We start from the raw sequence: 17,622 nt of genomic DNA on the forward strand, positions 1-17,622 counted from the left end.
GCCTATTTATCGTAAAGCCGCTCCAACGGACTGAACGGCCTTTGCCTGCCCAATTGTGCCACGTGCAGGTAGGTAAGCGTGGTCTGTATATCCGCATGTCCCAACAGGTCCTTTACGCTCATGATGTCCAGCCCCATTTCCAACAGATGGGTGGCATAACTGTGGCGCAGGCTATGGGTGGTGACCTCTTTTTGGATACCGCTGTGTTTCCGTGCTTCCTTAACGATCCATTGCACTCCCCTGGCGGAGAGCGCGACAGGACCGCCCTTGCTGTCATTGCCGTTAAAGCACCAGGTAACGGGCCTTTCCGCCGAGATGTATTTCCTTAGGCCCCGGACCTGCATCGCGCACAATGGGACATAGCGGTCCTTCCTCCCCTTCCCCTGGCGGATGTGCAGCATCATCCTCTCAAGATCCAGATCCTTCAGCTGTAGGTTGCAGAGTTCAAAGTTGCGAAGGCCGCAGCCATAGAGCATGGCCAGGACCAAACGGTGCTTCAGCAGTTTCGGGGCCCTGAGAAGCCGCCTTACCTCGTTGCGGCCCAATACAACCGGTAGTTTCTTGGGCCGTTCGATCGAAGGCAGCACCACGCGCATCTCCTTCATTCCCGAGATACGGTAGGCATATCTCAGACCATAGACGGTATGCTTGAAGAAACTGTCCGATGGGGTCCTGTGCTGCGATTTTAAGATATGAAGGTAATCAAGGATCTGTTCCTCGTAAAGGTCCAAAGGACTGCATTTGAAGTGGATCGCAATGTGCGCCAGACATCTGGCGTAGTTGGTAAGGGTACTTTGGCTTTTGCCGGCCAGTTCTACCGACCGTTTTAATTTATGGTAGAGTTCGTTGAACCCGGATACAGAATTACAGGCCCTCTCAATGAGGGTACTACTTTTTTTTCATAACTTTAAATTTTATGATTAAACCTATCCTAAAGGTAGTGAACGGTAAGGTAACTCTTGCTTGAAGCTACCTTTAGGTTTAGTTCAACACCGGCTATTATTTATTGCGTGGTAGTTTACCTTTTGGAATAACTACTAATAACTTGTTGTGCTAATTAATAATTTATTTTCTTTAGTTCTTGGCTAGCAACAAACAATAGCCAAGAAACGTTGTGCAACATATGAAAAAACTCATACTGACAATATTATTTCTTTATTCTATAATCGGATTTTCTCAAGAAAAAAAGGAAGTTTTGATTAAAGGAATTGTAATGTCTGAAGTCAACGGAAAACCTCTTGAGAATGCTTATGTAAGTTATAAATCGAGATATAGGTATTCAATGACAAACGAAAAAGGAGAATTTGAATATCGATACAAAATTCGAGAAAGAGACAGTTTGGAAACGATTGAATTAACAGCTTTAGGATATGAAAACCTTGATACAATAATCCGAGTTGACAAGCCAAAAGAATATGTGTTTGAATTTGTTATGAAACCAAGATTTGGACTTAACCAAGAAAAAGCACTTGCCGACATCAAAAATGGAGAAATAAATATATTGGAATCAAGTGGAATCGCACCTATATTTTATAAATCAGACTCAAAATTTGCGGAAAAATATAACGTCAATTTTGTTGAATATGGTTGTGAAGCAATTGCAGAGGAAAGTCTCTATGAATATAACAGAACAGTTTTTGAGTATTTGGATAAAAAATACGGAAAGAAATGGAGGAAAAAAATTCGAAAAGACATTGTTGGACTTAATGAGAAGAATGAATAAAATACGTTGCACAACAATGGTAACCGCTGCACAACCTTATAAATTAAAAATTATCTATGATAAAAGCGGCCTTTTAGAACCGTTTGGATATTCTGGTGCATGCTGACCCCTCAAAAGCTCTTTCGGTGGTCATTGCCACCCATTCCCCTTTAATCTATATATTAAACAAAAACAACTATATTGGTAAGAAGTAATCCTTGTTATAATTGTTCCCGTTGGCATAATTTTTTATGATTTTCTGCGGGAAAAAGATCGGGAAATATTAAAAATTGAAGACCACAAAAGAAAGAATATGATAAATCAGATTTTTTATAGCATTTAAGGAAGATTATAATGAGACTTACAATAAACAAAAAAGATAAATTAGACAAGATTAACAAGTGTTTTCTAAATATGGCCGAGGGTATAATAAAGGCAGGAGACTCTAAAGTCTATGAATTAGATTTTTACATTTTATCAATACTTAACAGGGCTATTTCCTTAAATAAGGCGTTTACCCATTTATTAAGGGATAGAAATTCACTAACTGCAATTTCTTTAGTAAGGATGCAGCTTGATAACGCTTTAAGGTTAAATGCAATTAAAATTGTTCAAAATAGGGATGATTTCTTGAGTCATTTTTTTCAGGGAAAAGGAATAAACAGTTACAAGGAAGGAAAAGAAAAGTTTAGTGATAAATTCTTAGCAAGTAAGTTAAACAAAGATGTACCCGGTACTCTAGATTTATATGAATATTTGTGCAAATTTGTTCATTTTAGCGAAAATCATTTTGAAGCAACAAAATCAGCTCCTCTTAATCAAAAGGCAAATTTTCGAATTGTTGTAGGAGATTCTGATATTTTAAATAAAGATGAAAAAAATGCATTTTATGAACGAATGACAGGCATTTCTAATACGATTATTAGAATCAGTAAGGAGTGGATAAATACAAAAAGCTCAATGGTATAAACTCGTAAATGATATAGTAAGGAGGTGTAGTTGAAATTTTTCCTTTTATTGGGAAAGCTACATAGTCATAACACCAAACCTTTACTATAACGTACTCATGTGGTACTTTCAAGTAAGCTTGCTGTAAGTTATCATCGCCAATTTAAAATTTAAACTATATTAGTAGTTAACGGTTGACAATCAATGTAATGAATAATATGTGGACTAAGGTTTCGAAAATATACCCTGGCTCTGAGCAAACTAAAAATGAATCATGAAGAAATATTATTTAATTCTTTTCATTTGTCTACTAACAATTAGGGTCTCATTTGGGCAGGAATTTAAGGTTGACCATCGTACCCAATTGGAGAAGGAAAACCCAATGAATAGATTTCATCCAGAAAAAACCTCTATGTTAGACCTGCTTGAGGTTATTGAAATTCAGGGCATAACTATAAATAAATTTGAATTTGGGAAATTCAACAAGCAATATAATATAATACTACTTTCGGATCAATATGAAAACGGAGATTTTATAAAAACAGATACATTAAGCCAATTTGAGAGTACCTATCACTACTACAAGAAGGGTAAGCCTTACTTTGACTTTATCGACAAAATAAAGATTATCACTAAAGATAACGATACTGAAAGCAAGTTGTTTATCAAATCATATTCCTTTAGCAGCGAGGCAAAAGTTGAATTGAAACGGACAAGCATAAATTCCTTTTTCAATTGGAGACGATACAAGAAGACGGAATGGGAATTGGATAAAAAAATTCCATTAATGGTATTTGCGTCCTCTTGGAAAGATGAAGAATATGGTTTTGATCGATTTTGTGGAGTTTTGTATCTAACGGACAATGGAAAGGATACCAATGAACTTTTGGCATTATCCCCTTCGTATGTGGTAATTTATTATCGAGTTGAAGAGAAATAGATTCTGTGATTTCATAAAAAAAATCTTGAAGAAAGGTATTGGATGGAATTCCCCTTGACTACTCGAAGCCGAAACCCCTAGTTGTAATTTAAAAATATCATTATAACAATGATTAGAATATACTTGGATTGGAATGTAATAAGTAGTCTTAAAAGATCTGATTTTCAAGAGATTAATGAGTTTATTGATAAGTATAAGCAATATATGCAATTTCCATATTCGCCAGCTCATTTTACCGATTTGATGAAAAGCTATAATCCAGACAATACATTCTTCAATTCAGATTTAGAAACATTAGAGAACTTATCGGGAAAGCATCATATCAGATGGGAAAAAGATAGAGTTAAACCATTGTTTGGCCAACCAAAAGAATTTTTTGAAGGTGTAAAAGATAACGAAGACATATCTGATTTAATGGATATGGAGAAAATATTTATGAACCTTGACGAGTCTTTAAATGACATCGGATTATCTAAAGTAGGAATTTTAATGAAGTCATTGTTTGAACTTCAACCATCTGGTATTGAAATAACTGAAGAGAACAGAGATGTTTTGAAGAAAATGTTCCCAAATATTAAGCCAGGTTCTTCAATGTGGGATTTAATGAAAGACATTGGTCCCTTCTCTTCTAAGTTGCTCAAGGACAGAGAATATTACAAAGATTTTAGAAACTTATTAGCAGAACAGGGGTTTAAATTAGAAGCAAATTCTGCTAATTGGAGTTATGATGCAGTAATAAAGAACATTGATGAATTTTTATTAAAGCTTGGTGTGAAAATGTCATATTTAGAGTACGTTGAGACATCATTAAAATATAAAAAGTCCCCTATTACACAATTTGAATTCTATACAACGGCATATCTAATGCTTGACATGATTGGTTATAAAACTGATAAGTTACCAAAGGCAACCGATAATTTGCAAAATATTCAAGCAGATGGTGAACACTCATTTTATGGAGGTCATTGTGATTATTTTGTGTCAATGGATAAAAAGCTAGGAGTGAAATCTAAGGTGTTATATAATGAATTTAACATTGACACTAAAATAATTGAACCAAAAGACTTTATTTCAGAATTGAGTAAAGTAATTGACCCTTTAACAAACAACATCAATTTTATAGAAGAAGAAATAGACTTCTGCAAAAAAGAAAGTATCATTGAATCTTATGTGGATGAGAATGGTGATGGTGTTGAATCAATTGCATATAAGTTACCACGGTTTTATTTCAACTTTTTTAATTACGTGGTCTATACTAATTATCCTGAACAAGGTGGATTCGTCATGACTTTTCGCAAGGTGTTTAAGAATTTTTCACGATTTGTTTATTTTACAGAGTCAGAAACTTTAATCGATTCTGTATGTAATTATTTTGGATACGAAAATAAAGAAGAATTAAAATCTAAGAAATATGAATTTATACATGAAGATACGAAGACAATATTTGACTGGAACTTTGAAGGCGGATTGATTCGTTTAGAAAATGAAGAGGATACAAAACGACCAATTTTAAGCTATATTATATCAACTAAATTAAAAACTGCGTAACGGTTTGACAGGCAGTTTCCAAGCTATTTCTTCCCCATGCAAAAAGTAAAAATCCCTAAATTGGTATGAAATAAAAAGGATACAAAACAAATAACAAGGATAGCGCAAAACTTACACAACATAATTCATTATAGAAATTAAACTTAAACAAACCCATGAGCAATGAGAAACGACAAACTTGATCTTCCCGAAAATTTACACCAATTTGCTTTTTTACCACGGTTTTCTGAAAATATTGAATTTTTAGCAAATTTGTCCGAAGATGAAGATTGGAAATATCATCATACAGAATCAGAATCGGATTTCCCGATTTTGGAAAACTATATAAAATATACTTACAGACGACTTGCAGAGGAGAAGAAAATAAGTTACTCAAGGGAAGGAACACATTGCTGTATAAATACGGGACTTGTAACAAGAAATCAAGAAGCCATATTTATGGTATTTGATGAAAACAAAATCGAGGATGTTGAACCTTATTGGCATTTTTACAAATTTTTAAGGAAAGGTGAATATGAATTGAGCAAATTTCCCAAGCTACCTGAAATGGCATTTTATTTTGATGACCCAGCTAAATTAGTTTATGATGTAAAAAAAGAATTAGTTGCAAACGTAGAGCACATTATTGAAGACAATAAAAACCGATTTCCCGAACCATATTGTTCAATGAATAATTATCAACTTCAAAATTCAATTCACGGTTCAATAAATAGCGCAAAAGAACGTGTAAAAAGAAGTTACAAAACTGCCGTACCTCAATATTATCGGAATAATATTCAGCTTTTAGTTCCGCTTTGCTTAAATGATCCCAAAATTGCGGATTTAGCGTTGGTCGTTGAAGATTATGGATTGATGTATAGAGCTTCAACTTGTCTGACTTTAGATATGGCAATTAATAATGCGCGGCAAATTGCTAGACCTGATAGAGATTGGTTACAGCCGTAAAAAAAAGCTGTGCCAAGTAACTAAGAAGCGTTCAGGTGGTCTGCAAGGTCCAACATATACACCATGTGGCCCGCCAATTCATAATATTTCTTGGTGGTTAGTGCCAGTCATTCCCTTTTAACCTGTACCACTTAAGGTAAAAAAGAAAAAAACTCCTTGCACAAACCAAAATTCCCTAAATTGGTAAGAAATAAAAAGGATCCATAATAAATAGTTAGTGTCCAGTCAAGCCTAAACCTACGGGTAATTTAATGTGTCTCTTGAGCCGCTCCTGCGTTGCAAAAATCCTTACGTAGCTACGGCTATGTGCGTTTTTTGGTATCCCTCCGAGCAACTGCGTCTTTTATGACGTGATGTGGCTTTTTACCTTTGGCATAAACTATTTGAGTTATGACAAAAAAGGATAATGCTTTGCGGATGCGTAAATTGGTAAAGGAGTTTCGGCTCTCCGGCCGGAGCCAAAAAGAGTTTGCTTCCGCCCATGGGATCAAGGAGGGCAAATTCCATTATTGGATCTCAAAATTATTGGACTTGCAACAAAAAAGTGGACAATTAGATAAGAGTCATGCTGCTGTTTTTTGATTGTACATTTCTATTTCAAATTCCTCTATAGTTTTATACCCCAAAGTGGAGTGCATTCTTCTTCTGTTGTACCAAGTTTCTATCCATTGAAAGACGGATAGCTCGGCTTCCGATCTAAGGGTATAGCTATGTTTGTAGACCCATTCTACCTTTAAGCTCTTAAAAAATGATTCTGCCACCGCATTATCCCAACAATTACCTTTTCTGCTCATACTTTGTTTTATAAGGGCATTGTGATTTTTCAGGATATCGGCAAATCCATAACTGGCATATTGAGATCCTCTATCGGAATGAAATATGAGTTCTTTTGTGATATCGTTTGATTTAACAGCCATATTCCAAGCAGGTATTATAGTATCGCTTGTATTTAAGGTTTCGCTCATCGACCACCCCACGACCTTTCTATGGAACAGATCGATGATTACGGTCAGATACATCCATCCCTGTTTAGTCTCTATATAGGTAATATCGGACACCCAGACCTGGTTCTTTCTGAAGACCGTAAAGTTCTGGTTCAAAATATTACGGGCCAATGGATAGTTGTGTTCACTATCCGTTGTAATCTTGAACCTACGCTTTCTTCTGGCAAACAGATTATTGGCCCTCATTATCCTGGCAACTCTTGGTCTGGAAACATGATATCCCTTTTTTGAGAGCTCCTCTTTGATCCTTGGTGCCCCATAACTCTCAAAGCTATCTTTGAAAATATCCCGAATGACCGAGGATATTGTTTGGTTTTCCAACCATCTTTTGGATGGTCCCCTACCCAACCAATGATAATAGCTACTTTTACTTAACTTGAACATTTTGCACATCTTCTCAACTGGAAATTTAAATTTGTGGTGTTTTATGAACCTATATTTTTCCTGTCGCCCTAGGAGAAGATGGCTATCGCCTTTTTTAGGATATCACGTTCCAGCTCGGCATCCCTTAATCTTTTCTTCAACTCGGCAATCTCACGTTGCTCGTCCGTCAGTTTCGGATTTCCCTTGCCCGGAAAACTGTTCTTGCCATAAGCATCCGATTCTCTGCGCCAGCGGCTCAATACGGATGTAGGTATATCCAATTCCCTGCATATTTCCACAACGCTCCCACGTGCGTAGCTAAGTTCCACAGCTTTTTCCTTAAACTCTACGGTGTAATTTCTTTTTTCTCTTGACATTTTTCAAAGTTAATTTAAACAACGAACACGCTCTTAACTTTAAGTCCAGTTAAATATAGCAAGTCCACAGCTCTACAAGCTCATTGGCGGGTTCAGGTCCGAGAGTTTCGTTTCCCAAACCATGGTCGATCAGTTATCGCTCTTTTCAGGGGATCCGTCGGAAACCGTAGAAGAAGCCCCGCAAGAGACCATTACCTATACCAGGGACAAGAAAAAGCACAATGGGCGCAATGCGCTACCGGAACATCTACCGGTCAGGGAAATAATCATCGAGCCCGAAGAGGATACCGCGGGACTGAAGAAGATCGGGGAAGAAGTGACAGAGACCCTGGAATACACTCCCGCAAGCCTTATCAAAAGAAGGACGATCCGGCCCAAGTACGCCAAGGCGGACGGACAGGGCGTGCTGATCGCACCGCTCCCGACCCGCCCCATCGACAAATCGATAGCCGAAGCCTGTTTGCTGGCGCACATCCTGGTTGGCAAATATATCGATCATCTCCCGTTCTTCCGCCAGATCCAGATGTTCAAACGGGATTTTGGGTGGGAACCTGCCCAGAGCACTATGGGCGACTGGATGGCCAGTTGTTGCCAGTTGCTGGAACCGCTCTACAATACACTGAAACAGAAAATACTGGCCTCTGATTATATCCAGGCCGATGAGAGTCCGATCAAGGTATTGGATTCCGACAAAAAGGGCAGTACGCACCAGGGATATCAATGGGTCTATCACGATCCCGTTCAAAAGCTCGTACTTTTTAATTACCGCAAAGGCCGTGGACAGAACGGACCCAAAGAATTGCTTGCCGATTATCATGGCTATCTGCAATGCGATGGCTATACCGTGTACGACAAAATAGGGACCGATCCCAAGATCACCCTTGCCGGATGCCTGGTACATGCCAGGCGCAAGTTCCATGATGCGCTGGACAGTGACAAAAAGCATTGGCCATCTTTAGGGAGATCTATTTGGAAGAACGCAAGATCAAGGAAGAGGCCCAAGATGACCTTAAAGCGAGGAAAACACAGCGCGACATAAGGATCAGGCCGTTATTGGCACAGATAAAAACGTGGATCGAAGGACAACAGTTCAAGGTGCTGCCACAAAGCCCCATCGGCAAGGCGATGACCTATTACATCAATCAATACCCAAAACTGGAAGCGATCTTTGAAGATGGACGTATAGAACTCGACAACAACCTGATCGAAAATGCCATCCGGCCCATGGCCATTGGCAGAAAAAACTATCTTTTCTGCGGATCGCACGATGCAGCGCAAAATGCCGCCATGCTATATTCATTCTTCGGTAGCTGCAAGATGCAGAATATCAATCCAAGGGAATGGCTGGCCAGCACACTAGAGCGGATACCTGATCATAGCATACAAAAACTCGAAGATCTCCTGCCCGGATATCAAAAACAGAACAGCATATGACCAAAGAGCTGATAAAAGAAAAGGAAAAACAACTATTGGAAATAACAGGGGCCTTCTGCGCGCAGAAACTTAACGATGAATACTTCGGGCTTTGCGAAAAGCTCATCAAAAAGATGGGGAGAAAAAGGGATGTCCCCTTCGCAAGGGGAAAATTGGAGATATGGGCGGCAGCCGTGGTCCATGCCATAGGTTCGATAAATTTTTTGTTCGACAGATCGTTCCAACCTTATATGAGTTCCAAACAGGTCAACGAATACTTCGGGACCAAGGGGACTACGGTCTCGAATAAGGCCCGGGCCATAAAGGATATGTTCGACCTATGGTATTATAGCCCTGAATTTTCTACAAACGCCATGCAGGAGAACAGCCCTTTTAATAATATGGTAATGGTTGACGGACTAATACTGCCCCTGGGCAACCTTCCCGAAAACATACAACAAATGGTGCTCCAGGCAAGAGCGGAAGGAAAAGATATTGAATTCACTACAGAATATGAAGATCAATAGCTAATGTAGTTGCTCGGATGGATACTTGCTTCGAGAGTATCTACTGGATTGTCCAATTTGAATTTAACATAACCAAAATTTCGAATTAGTAGTTCTGTTCGTTTAGAATTAATATTCAAAGAGTGATTTATCGTAACTGTAAGACCTGCATCATCAATTCTGATTTCTTGAGAGATATCGTCCTCCTTGATCAATTTTTGATCTGTAGAATTGTACCATGTTCCGTGATTAACCCAGCTGACTATAGCATCATTGGTGACATTAAATTCTTGAAATTTTAAATTTAATGCATTTATTGGGTGGTGGGCGCTGATAAATGAATACTTGGGGGCATAAATTTTCATTTGAGAAATGCCGGACTCTGATTTTCTTATTTTACAATCCACAAAAGTAAGATGTCCTAAACCAGTAAAAATGCCATTAATTAGCGGCTCCTTATGAACTGGTTTTGTGGTTAGGAGGTTTGTTTCAAGTAGAATGTCGTTATCATTTATCAACAAAACACAAAAACACCTAGTTTCTTCTTTTGGAAACCACACTTCTCCATAATATTTTTTTTCTTTAAACATATTATTATACTTGGTATTTTAAGTTAACTATTAAGTGATATATTTCGGAAGTTTGATAATGGTATGTCATTCCTATTTTATTGCAGACTCGTGATAATTTAGCTCATCTGTGATGTCTTTAATTTCTGATGGTACTTTTTTTCCAGGAAGGTTCCGATATTAAGTTGTTAATTATTTTGTTCATATCATAGCTTTGAATACCACGAAAATTATTGACTTTCAGTTTTTGAAAAACTAACTTTACGCCTTACTGCTTCTACACGGAATTTTTTATTTTTAATTATTTTTTGGTATTCCGTGTAGAAGCAGTAAGGTAAAAACTTTTGATGAGTCGACAGGGGCAGTAATTACTGCCCCTGTCGACTCATCAGTATAATGCCTTTTTGTACTCATAAAATCTTATTTATTATCTCAATGTAATTTCGTCACAAATATTCATTAAATTTGTGACGAAATATATATTTTAAAATGCTTGTACCTACTGAAAAATTTATAAAAAATGCAATTTTAAATCACAAGCGTGGAAAAATATTTTTCCCGAATAATTTTGTTAAATTTGGGTCTTCTACAGCAATCAGGCAAGCTTTAATACGTTTAGAGGAAAAAGGGCTTTTGGTTCGACTGGCACAAGGTATTTACTTATATCCCAAGGAGCATAAGCAATTGGGGCTGCTTTACCCATCATTAGAGGAAATTGCTTTGGCGATTTCAAAAAGGGATAAAGCAAGAATAATTCCAACGGGAATCCAAGCCCTTAATAAACTGGGATTATCTACACAAGTTCCTATGAATCTTGTATACTTAACCGATGGATCTCCTAGAACTGTTAAAATTAAAAATAACACTATAAAGTATAAAATCGCATCTCCTAAAATTCTTTCGGCCAAAAGTGAGACAAATATTTTGGTGATACAGGCATTGCGAGAAATAGGGCAAAAAAACTTGGATGGAAATCAGCTTGAAAAAATTAAGAACATACTAAAAACGGTCGATAAAGATCTTATCAAACATGACATGAAATTGGCACCTGTATGGATTTCAAAAATAATGGAAGAGATACTAAAAAATAAAGAATAAATGAAGGAGTGGTTTAGCCTGTCAGTAAGCGACCGGAGAGAAGCTATAATACAAACGAGTATAGATAAAGGTCTACCGGCCGCAGCCATTGAAAAGGATTGGTGGGTTGTAACGGTTTTACGTGCCATTTTCAGTACTGTCTATACTGAACACCTTGTCTTTAAAGGCGGGACATCTTTAAGTAAGGCCTGGGGTGTAATTGAAAGGTTCTCTGAAGATATTGATTTGGCGATGGACAGATCATTTTTTGGCTTTAGTGGTACACTTAATCGCACTAAAGTTTCTCACCTGAGAAAGGCTTCTTGTAAATTTGCAAGCGAAGTGTTTCCCAAGGAATTAGCCAAAACTCTTCATGCACAAAATGTGGGAGAATTTTCAATAGAAGTTCGTGAATTTGTACTATCTGATACTGATCCCTTAGCAATAGAAATACATTACAAATCGCTTGTTGAGCATATAGACTATTTGGCACCGAGAATTCTAGTGGAAATTAGTTCAAGGTCGTTAAGAGACCCATTTGAAAAGAAGGGTATCATCTCTTTCATTGGTGCAAAGTACAATGGACAACCTTTTGCTGATGAAATAATTTATATACCAACAGTCCTCCCCACAAGAACATTTTTAGAAAAACTTTTTCTTTTACATGAAGAGTTTCAAAAGCCTGAAAATAGAGAAATATTTAGTGAACGAATGACAAGGCATCTATATGATATTTCTAGGTTGATGGATACTCCATTTGGAGAAAGTGCTTTAATTGACAGTCATTTATACTCCAATATCATTCAACATCGCAAAATTTTTACTAAAGTATCTTGGGTAGATTATTCCAAACACGCTAAAAGAACATTGGATTTTATACCGCCTGATCGGGCAATGAAGGATTGGGAAAGGGATTATGTGGCAATGCAAGAAAGTATGTTTTATGGAAAAACAGAACCATTCGACGAACTAATGAATAAATTGAGAGGTTTAAGAGATAGGATTAACAAAATGGAAAGCTAGTAGTTTAATTTTCTCAGATATACGGAAATTGCGCACAATACATTTGGTCCATAATTTTTCTTATCATGAATTGAGAAATCAGTGTTTCTGTAACTTTTTATTTTCCAAGCCTGCGGAAGTCGAAAATCCCTTCCGATCCAATCCTCCCTACGCGGACATACTACGACAGTCCGCATGGGAAGTTTTTCCGTTCTGGCCTGCCGCCATAGGTAGGTTTTTTCGACCTCCTCTGGCGCACGAAAGAACAAACGGCGAAGGGCCGCTTGACCTTTCTTCTCCCTACCCACAAAATCTGGTAAATCGCTATCCATTTTTTGAACCATAACATCGAAAATGTAAAAAGGTCTAAATTCTTTTAATTATCTTGAAATCAGCTTTTTGTAAAATGGAAAAGATAATCGAAAATATCGCCAATTGGTTGGTCGCCTTGAAGGTGAGAAAAGACAAAATTCACCAGAACTTTAATGCCTTTATGAGAAGAGGTTATAATGGACTGATTTTTGGGCTTATTCTTTTTGGAATACTTATGGTCTACTTTTCGTTCGATCTTTATGAAACCTACGAAAACCTTTGGTTGGCATTGCTTCCGATATGGTTTTTCGTGATTTTAATATTTGGTATTTTGGTATCTGATGCTTATAAAGAGAAAGTGAAGTACCAAAGCCGAAGTTCACGAATGAAACTAGTCGGTTTCAATATGGATTTCAATGAGCGTGTCCTTAGAAGGATCTATGGTTCCTTGACCCAATATGAATATCTGGACGAGAACTTAACAAGCTTCTCCAATTTTTATGAAGTTATGGTTCTGGATTTTGAGGACCACGATTCGGTGCTGCATTTTAACTGTACCCAACCGCAATTAAAATATATTCTGGATAAGTTCAAACAACTTAAAAAGGGGATTAGCTTAAAATCCTTTGAGAGATCCCAAAAAATTTACCATAAGGGTAACTTGATATCAGCGGAGATACTTTCAAAAAAGTACAATGAGTTTCCTCCCAATCATGAATTTGAACAACAGATAGATTCATTCTTCCATTTCTTGGGGGATATTTGAATATTTTATGGGGTAGATTTCCCCTTTTTTTTCTTTTCACCCGCTTGCATCTCCTTTCTTTGCTTCGAACATTTGTAACACAGGTAGACCGCACTGCGGCTATTTTAAAGCGAGAATTATGGAAATAGAAAATGACATGGTAGATCTCTTAAGGGATATCAAGGGACTTCTTTCGCATCAAAAAAAAGTGATGAACGTAGATGATCTTGTTGCCTACACGGGACTCTCCAAAAGCAAGATTTACAAACTGACCCAGTTACGATTAATCCCCATGGGAGGTAACAAACACATCCGCCAAAAATTCTTTGATAAGGATATTATTGATGCTTGGTTAATGGGCGAACCTAATTTATCAGATGACTATTTGGATCGGGAATTTAATAAGCACTTACCACGAAAAAAGAAGTAGTAGTTCTGTAAATACACGCTAATTAGTAGTAGCGCTAATAAGTAAGAAGTATGTGGATAGGTAGAAAATGATGAAACGGAATGTAGCCGTAAAAAATCCGATTGAGTGAGAATTCAAGATGTGTCATTGTCATGACAAATCTTGCTTTTGCTCCCGATGGGTCGCAAAAGAATAGGAACCAATAACTTGATTTTCGATATAAGATGATGGATGGAGTTTCAATGGGTATTTTATAAAGGGTTAGAGGGTAAGGATTCAGAAATGCAAAAATGAAGAACGAGTTTGTACAGTTTAGATGTTCTATTTATGAGAAGAAATTGCTAAGGGTCAAGGCCGATAGGAGTGGACTTTCCATAAGTGAATATTGTCGTCGTGCGGCTTTTGATGACCGGATAATAGAACGTTTGACCCAAGAACAAATAGAGATGTTCAAGATGCTGTCTAGGTATGAAACAAATTTTAAGCTAATCGGGAATATGTTCCGGAAACGCAATCCGAAATTGGCAGATGAAGTAGTTCAATTGGCCAGTGAGATACGACGACATCTTTTATCCTTTAGGAAATGATAGGCATGGGAAAATCCATATCGCATACCGGAGCTTCCATGGGTTATGGTTGGAACGGGGAGAAGGAGGCGGAAGTCGTCTACCGCGAACATTTGTCGGGAGACAATCCTAGGGACATCACTCAGGAGTTCAAGGTCATCCAGCAGCAAAACCATCTTTGCCAAAAGAATACCTTGAGTTTTGTACTCAGCCCAACAATTGAAGATGGGCAGGGAATGATCAACGAAAATCTGAATGAAATTGTTGAAAGGTTCCTTAAGGAAATGAAACTACAGGAACACCAGGCCATCGGCTTTGTGCATAGGGATAAGGAACATACCCATGTACACGTATATGTAAACCGTATCGATTTCAATGGGAATGCCTACAAGGATAGTTTTATAGGAAAACGGAGCCAACAGGCGGCGGAAAAAGTGGCCAAGCAAATGGGCCTGACCACGGTAAAAGAAGTGCAGCAGGAAAAACTGAACCAGATTCAACAGGTCAGAGCGGAAATCAAACGGATACACGATAAGGTTATGGAAAAGGACAAACCAAAAAACTTTGATAAGTACATCAACGATATGGCCAAGAACGGTGTGGAGGTGATTCCCAGTATCAATAAGCAAAACCAACTCCAAGGTTTCCGATTTGAATACAAGGGGCATAATTTAAAGGGGAGCGAAGTACATCGCTCCATGTCCATGGGAAACATAGCTGGAAATATGGGATGGGATAAAAATGTAGCCCAAAAGATGGCTAAAGAAAATAGGATAAAACTACTGGGCAAGCCCGTTGGGCTATCACCTAACCTGGCGGCAACTATTGCCAAAAAGGTGGTAACTATTGCGATTAAGAAATCAATTGGACTGGGAATGGAAATATAATATCATGGCAAAACTGGACGAAATTATGGAAGTGCTTACCCAAGAAATATCCGGGTTCAACAACTCCATTGGTAAACTGGAAGAACTATCCACAAAATTTGACGACTTAAAAATAACAGCGGACACTTCTCATTTGGAGTTTCAACTAAAAGATTTTTTAAGGCTGCAAAAGATCAACTTGGAATTTTATAATAAGCGGATGGATGAAGTCTTGAAAAATATAGAAAAATCTAGATGGACACCAAAATGGGAGATGTTGATACTATACCTTTTCATAATAATGAACACTTCGGCATTTGGCTACATGGGCTATTATTTTATCAACTATGAACGGAAAAAAAAGGCTGAGGTTTTAAAAGTAAAAAAGGAAAGTTTGGGTAGGGCAAGAGGCTATTTTGAAGACCATCCGATCATCTATAAGGATTTTGAAAAGTGGGTCCAAAAGCAGGATAGTGTTCTAAATCCGGAGTAAGGTTGCGCCCTAATTCGATTTTACTTTACGCTTATCATCCCGAACGCTATAAAATCGAATTAGGATCCCCGCGCAGTTAAGTTATGGTAAGATTTAGGGACCATGCTCAAGGTATTATTTTAATCCCTCCCTCAATTTTTCCTCTCTATAATAAAGATTGAGGTCGTCCAAAAGTGCCTCTTCCCCTTGCGGTAATAACCTATTGGCAATTGTAAGTGCCTGACGAATATATTCCTTTTCATATCTGTCATTGATGTTATCGTACAATTCCGGGTCGATTGTCTTCATGGCCAGGTAGAGCATGGCTCGGACGGTCAACATCAAATCTACATGATTATCTACATAAAAGAGACTTACTTCATATTTATTATTAAAGAACGGGTGGGGCCTTAAGGTAGGGTGGTGGTCCAGTGCCTGATGTTTTAAGCTATTGATCAGTTTTTCTTCGTTTGGGTTCATAGTTCATATTTATTCAGATGATTTTGTTTTGGCATTGTTCAAACGGTTCAGCTTTTCGGTTACGTAGTCCATAAAATCCATTTGACTATGCGGAAGTATATTTAGGACCAATTCCAGCACCCTGCTAACGCTGTCATGTTTGGTTACATTTTGATTGTTTGGAGACAATAGCATTCCGTTCCCGTCCAGAGCAAATACACATACTTCAAGAAGGCTCGCTATGTTCAACAGCAGATCATTGTTGTCCCTTACCTCTATGGATACCTTAAAATTTTCAGATGAATAACCAGAATCCTGTTTTAATAAACCAACTAGATTTTGGTGCAGTTTGTGAATGTCGTTCAGGGTCTTTAATTTTTTCTTTTTCATAGGCTGTATTTTTAGGGTTGTCATTTAGTTTCCATATTCGGTAAAATATGCCGGATCTTATCAAGGAATTCCATTTCCTCATAGGGTATCATATTGAGTATATACCCGAGTACTTCACGAATGTTCTGTTCGGGTTCTGGAACGACACTATTTGGGGTGCGTTCCGCATCCAATGCCGTGATGCATACCTTTAATAAACTGGAAATCATAAAGGAGGTTTCCAGATAGCCATCGGTGATAAGGTTTATGGTATAGAGTTCCTTTTTGGAGGGGTAGCGTTTTAAAGTATGGAAATGTTCTTTGGCCAATTCGCTTATTTTATCCAAGATGCTTTTTTCCTCCGATTCCCGACTTTCCACTTGAGAAGTACTCTCCTTAACAAACGTGTTTTCTTTGATTGGATCTCGATTTTCCAAATACTTTCGGCATTCTGTATTAATTATGTTTTGTTCTGATTTACTGATTTCGTGGCCCATAATACATAGTGTGTTAGAATCATTAATATATCTTTAGATTATCTAATCAAATCTATAGATAATCTATTGAAATTCCAAACAAAATTTTAGATATTCTATATTTTTCATTAAGAAAAGTATATTTATGTAATCAAATTCAATAGATTTATGACTCCGTTAGGATTATTTTTAACCAAAAAATCGGTAAATCGCGCCATGGTCTCAAGACGAACAGGTATTAGTCAGGCTAGGCTTTCCCAATTAAGTTCTAATGAATCTACTAAACTTCGGGCGGATGAGCTCTATTTGATTGCCTTGGCAATAGACATTGATCCTTGTGAATTATTAAAGGAAGTATTTAAAGGACTTAAACTACCTAAAGAGTAAAGACTGTTGGCATATATTTTAATTGTTTTAAACCAATATAAGTATGCGGAATCAGAGTTTTAGAGATATACTAGATACTTCATATATTCAACGTACAGCATATGCATTCTGCTAAAATATAATTTTAAGTGGCTTGTAACAATTGAATAATTTGAATTGTATAGGAG

Annotated in this window: 23 protein-coding genes and 1 pseudogene; 17 read left to right on the forward strand and 7 right to left on the reverse strand. The window is 37.5% G+C overall.

From position 1 onward, the window contains the following. Positions 1-2 precede the first annotated feature (2 nt). A complete protein-coding gene (locus B9Y87_RS03825) occupies positions 3-731 on the reverse strand; it encodes a tyrosine-type recombinase/integrase (RefSeq protein WP_245808632.1) in 729 nt (242 codons plus the stop codon). A 392-nt stretch (positions 732-1,123) separates the two neighbouring features. Here B9Y87_RS03825 and B9Y87_RS03830 point away from each other — a divergent pair, with 392 nt between their 5' ends. The 6 genes from B9Y87_RS03830 (at position 1,124) to tnpA (ending at position 6,665) form a co-directional block, all read left to right on the forward strand. Next, positions 1,124-1,723, forward strand: a complete 600-nt coding sequence (locus tag B9Y87_RS03830) for an FEKKY domain-containing protein (RefSeq protein ID WP_085496286.1) — start codon at positions 1,124-1,126, stop codon at positions 1,721-1,723. A gap of 333 nt (positions 1,724-2,056) precedes the next feature. Next, positions 2,057-2,671 (forward strand): hypothetical protein, encoded by a 615-nt coding sequence (locus B9Y87_RS03835; protein WP_085496287.1) that lies wholly within the window; start codon positions 2,057-2,059, stop codon positions 2,669-2,671. Positions 2,672-2,924: 253 nt separating this feature from the next. Beyond that, entirely contained in the window at positions 2,925-3,590 is a 666-nt protein-coding gene (locus tag B9Y87_RS03840; RefSeq protein ID WP_085496289.1) for a DUF5041 domain-containing protein, read from the forward strand. Between the two features lie 108 nt (positions 3,591-3,698). Then, positions 3,699-5,138 carry a hypothetical protein gene (locus B9Y87_RS03845; protein ID WP_085496291.1) on the forward strand — a complete coding sequence of 480 codons (1,440 nt, stop codon included), beginning with the start codon at positions 3,699-3,701 and terminating at the stop codon, positions 5,136-5,138. A gap of 162 nt (positions 5,139-5,300) precedes the next feature. Next, positions 5,301-6,083, forward strand: coding sequence for a DUF3825 domain-containing protein (locus B9Y87_RS03850; protein ID WP_085496294.1), 783 nt, complete (start codon positions 5,301-5,303; stop codon positions 6,081-6,083). Between the two features lie 390 nt (positions 6,084-6,473). Next, a complete protein-coding gene (tnpA, locus tag B9Y87_RS03855) occupies positions 6,474-6,665 on the forward strand; it encodes an IS66 family insertion sequence element accessory protein TnpA (protein ID WP_085496296.1) in 192 nt (63 codons plus the stop codon). Here the strand turns inward: tnpA and B9Y87_RS03860 are convergent. Beyond that, positions 6,647-7,827 (reverse strand): IS3 family transposase gene (locus B9Y87_RS03860; RefSeq protein WP_245808633.1). Its coding sequence is split into 2 segments (ribosomal slippage): positions 6,647-7,569 and positions 7,569-7,827, totalling 1,182 coding nucleotides; the frame shifts between segments, so codons are not numbered across the junction. The two genes, tnpA and B9Y87_RS03860, sit on opposite strands and share 19 nt — an antisense overlap. Positions 7,828-7,948: 121 nt before the next feature. Between B9Y87_RS03860 and tnpC the strand changes: the two are divergent. The 3 genes and pseudogenes from tnpC to B9Y87_RS03870 form a co-directional block, all read left to right on the forward strand. Then, a pseudogene (tnpC, locus tag B9Y87_RS03865) lies at positions 7,949-9,045 on the forward strand (IS66 family transposase); the annotation flags it as partial. A gap of 99 nt (positions 9,046-9,144) precedes the next feature. Continuing rightward, on the forward strand, positions 9,145-9,261 hold the full coding sequence (locus tag B9Y87_RS22120; protein ID WP_245808644.1) for a transposase domain-containing protein: 117 nt from the start codon (positions 9,145-9,147) through the stop codon (positions 9,259-9,261). Then, positions 9,258-9,767, forward strand: a complete 510-nt coding sequence (locus B9Y87_RS03870) for a DUF6398 domain-containing protein (protein WP_085496298.1) — start codon at positions 9,258-9,260, stop codon at positions 9,765-9,767. Before B9Y87_RS22120 ends, B9Y87_RS03870 begins: the two co-directional genes overlap by 4 nt. Here the strand turns inward: B9Y87_RS03870 and B9Y87_RS03875 are convergent. Further along, positions 9,761-10,336: an ApeA N-terminal domain 1-containing protein gene (locus B9Y87_RS03875; protein ID WP_085496300.1), complete on the reverse strand. Its 576-nt coding sequence runs from the start codon at positions 10,334-10,336 to the stop codon at positions 9,761-9,763. The genes B9Y87_RS03870 and B9Y87_RS03875 overlap by 7 nt on opposite strands. Before the next feature lie 468 nt (positions 10,337-10,804). Between B9Y87_RS03875 and B9Y87_RS03880 the strand changes: the two genes are divergently transcribed. Further along, positions 10,805-11,413, forward strand: a complete 609-nt coding sequence (locus tag B9Y87_RS03880) for a DUF6088 family protein (RefSeq protein WP_085496302.1) — start codon at positions 10,805-10,807, stop codon at positions 11,411-11,413. Continuing rightward, a complete protein-coding gene (locus tag B9Y87_RS03885; RefSeq protein ID WP_085496304.1) occupies positions 11,414-12,415 on the forward strand; it encodes a nucleotidyl transferase AbiEii/AbiGii toxin family protein in 1,002 nt (333 codons plus the stop codon). On the opposite strand, the gene B9Y87_RS03890 is transcribed toward B9Y87_RS03885, so the two are convergent. Then, the gene (locus B9Y87_RS03890) at positions 12,412-12,726 is read right to left on the reverse strand and encodes a hypothetical protein (protein ID WP_139827129.1); all 315 of its coding nucleotides are present in this window, start codon (positions 12,724-12,726) and stop codon (positions 12,412-12,414) included. The genes B9Y87_RS03885 and B9Y87_RS03890 overlap by 4 nt on opposite strands. Positions 12,727-12,800: 74 nt before the next feature. Between B9Y87_RS03890 and B9Y87_RS03895 the strand changes: the two genes are divergently transcribed. The 5 genes from B9Y87_RS03895 (at position 12,801) to B9Y87_RS03915 (ending at position 15,785) form a co-directional block, all read left to right on the forward strand. Next, on the forward strand, positions 12,801-13,472 hold the full coding sequence (locus B9Y87_RS03895) for a hypothetical protein (protein WP_085496308.1): 672 nt from the start codon (positions 12,801-12,803) through the stop codon (positions 13,470-13,472). Positions 13,473-13,590: 118 nt separating this feature from the next. After that, the gene (locus B9Y87_RS03900; protein WP_085496309.1) at positions 13,591-13,881 is read left to right on the forward strand and encodes a helix-turn-helix transcriptional regulator; all 291 of its coding nucleotides are present in this window, start codon (positions 13,591-13,593) and stop codon (positions 13,879-13,881) included. 269 nt (positions 13,882-14,150) lie between these two features. Next, positions 14,151-14,447 (forward strand): mobilization protein MbpA, encoded by a 297-nt coding sequence (mbpA, locus tag B9Y87_RS03905; protein WP_085496312.1) that lies wholly within the window; start codon positions 14,151-14,153, stop codon positions 14,445-14,447. Between the two features lie 5 nt (positions 14,448-14,452). Continuing rightward, entirely contained in the window at positions 14,453-15,313 is an 861-nt protein-coding gene (locus B9Y87_RS03910; RefSeq protein WP_317045108.1) for a relaxase/mobilization nuclease domain-containing protein, read from the forward strand. A gap of 4 nt (positions 15,314-15,317) precedes the next feature. Further along, a complete protein-coding gene (locus B9Y87_RS03915; protein WP_085496316.1) occupies positions 15,318-15,785 on the forward strand; it encodes a DUF6730 family protein in 468 nt (155 codons plus the stop codon). Positions 15,786-15,899: 114 nt separating this feature from the next. Here B9Y87_RS03915 and B9Y87_RS03920 read toward each other — a convergent pair whose 3' ends face one another. Genes B9Y87_RS03920 through B9Y87_RS03930 form a run of 3 tightly spaced genes read right to left on the reverse strand, consistent with a single transcriptional unit; the run spans position 15,900 to position 17,089 of the window. After that, positions 15,900-16,244 carry a hypothetical protein gene (locus B9Y87_RS03920; RefSeq protein ID WP_085496318.1) on the reverse strand — a complete coding sequence of 115 codons (345 nt, stop codon included), beginning with the start codon at positions 16,242-16,244 and terminating at the stop codon, positions 15,900-15,902. A gap of 9 nt (positions 16,245-16,253) precedes the next feature. Beyond that, positions 16,254-16,613, reverse strand: a complete 360-nt coding sequence (locus tag B9Y87_RS03925) for a hypothetical protein (protein WP_139827130.1) — start codon at positions 16,611-16,613, stop codon at positions 16,254-16,256. Between the two features lie 20 nt (positions 16,614-16,633). Beyond that, positions 16,634-17,089 (reverse strand): hypothetical protein, encoded by a 456-nt coding sequence (locus tag B9Y87_RS03930; protein ID WP_085496322.1) that lies wholly within the window; start codon positions 17,087-17,089, stop codon positions 16,634-16,636. A gap of 147 nt (positions 17,090-17,236) precedes the next feature. On the opposite strand from B9Y87_RS03930, the gene B9Y87_RS03935 reads away from it, so the two are divergent. Next, a complete protein-coding gene (locus tag B9Y87_RS03935) occupies positions 17,237-17,455 on the forward strand; it encodes a helix-turn-helix domain-containing protein (protein WP_085496324.1) in 219 nt (72 codons plus the stop codon). Positions 17,456-17,622: the final 167 nt, after the last annotated feature.

It is taken from the genome of Arenibacter troitsensis (genome assembly GCF_900177645.1).
Taxonomy (GTDB): Bacteria; Bacteroidota; Bacteroidia; order Flavobacteriales; family Flavobacteriaceae; genus Arenibacter; species Arenibacter troitsensis.

Bases quoted from the DNA above. Each gene is read 5' to 3' on its own strand.
- B9Y87_RS03885 (WP_085496304.1), top strand. From the start codon at position 11,414: ATGAAGGAGTGGTTTAGCCTGTCAGTAAGCGACCGGAGAGAAGCTATA.
- B9Y87_RS03835 (WP_085496287.1), top strand. From the start codon at position 2,057: ATGAGACTTACAATAAACAAAAAAGATAAATTAGACAAGATTAACAAG.
- B9Y87_RS03935 (WP_085496324.1), top strand. From the start codon at position 17,237: ATGACTCCGTTAGGATTATTTTTAACCAAAAAATCGGTAAATCGCGCC.
- B9Y87_RS03910 (WP_317045108.1), top strand. From the start codon at position 14,453: ATGGGAAAATCCATATCGCATACCGGAGCTTCCATGGGTTATGGTTGG.
- B9Y87_RS03880 (WP_085496302.1), top strand. From the start codon at position 10,805: ATGCTTGTACCTACTGAAAAATTTATAAAAAATGCAATTTTAAATCAC.
- B9Y87_RS03890 (WP_139827129.1), bottom strand. From the start codon at position 12,726: ATGGATAGCGATTTACCAGATTTTGTGGGTAGGGAGAAGAAAGGTCAA.
- tnpA (WP_085496296.1), top strand. From the start codon at position 6,474: ATGACAAAAAAGGATAATGCTTTGCGGATGCGTAAATTGGTAAAGGAG.
- B9Y87_RS03920 (WP_085496318.1), bottom strand. From the start codon at position 16,244: ATGAACCCAAACGAAGAAAAACTGATCAATAGCTTAAAACATCAGGCA.
- B9Y87_RS03900 (WP_085496309.1), top strand. From the start codon at position 13,591: ATGGAAATAGAAAATGACATGGTAGATCTCTTAAGGGATATCAAGGGA.
- B9Y87_RS03875 (WP_085496300.1), bottom strand. From the start codon at position 10,336: ATGTTTAAAGAAAAAAAATATTATGGAGAAGTGTGGTTTCCAAAAGAA.
- B9Y87_RS03840 (WP_085496289.1), top strand. From the start codon at position 2,925: ATGAAGAAATATTATTTAATTCTTTTCATTTGTCTACTAACAATTAGG.
- B9Y87_RS03830 (WP_085496286.1), top strand. From the start codon at position 1,124: ATGAAAAAACTCATACTGACAATATTATTTCTTTATTCTATAATCGGA.
- B9Y87_RS03895 (WP_085496308.1), top strand. From the start codon at position 12,801: ATGGAAAAGATAATCGAAAATATCGCCAATTGGTTGGTCGCCTTGAAG.
- mbpA (WP_085496312.1), top strand. From the start codon at position 14,151: ATGAAGAACGAGTTTGTACAGTTTAGATGTTCTATTTATGAGAAGAAA.
- B9Y87_RS03850 (WP_085496294.1), top strand. From the start codon at position 5,301: ATGAGAAACGACAAACTTGATCTTCCCGAAAATTTACACCAATTTGCT.
- B9Y87_RS03870 (WP_085496298.1), top strand. From the start codon at position 9,258: ATGACCAAAGAGCTGATAAAAGAAAAGGAAAAACAACTATTGGAAATA.
- B9Y87_RS22120 (WP_245808644.1), top strand. From the start codon at position 9,145: ATGCAGAATATCAATCCAAGGGAATGGCTGGCCAGCACACTAGAGCGG.
- B9Y87_RS03930 (WP_085496322.1), bottom strand. From the start codon at position 17,089: ATGGGCCACGAAATCAGTAAATCAGAACAAAACATAATTAATACAGAA.
- B9Y87_RS03845 (WP_085496291.1), top strand. From the start codon at position 3,699: ATGATTAGAATATACTTGGATTGGAATGTAATAAGTAGTCTTAAAAGA.
- B9Y87_RS03915 (WP_085496316.1), top strand. From the start codon at position 15,318: ATGGCAAAACTGGACGAAATTATGGAAGTGCTTACCCAAGAAATATCC.
- B9Y87_RS03925 (WP_139827130.1), bottom strand. From the start codon at position 16,613: ATGAAAAAGAAAAAATTAAAGACCCTGAACGACATTCACAAACTGCAC.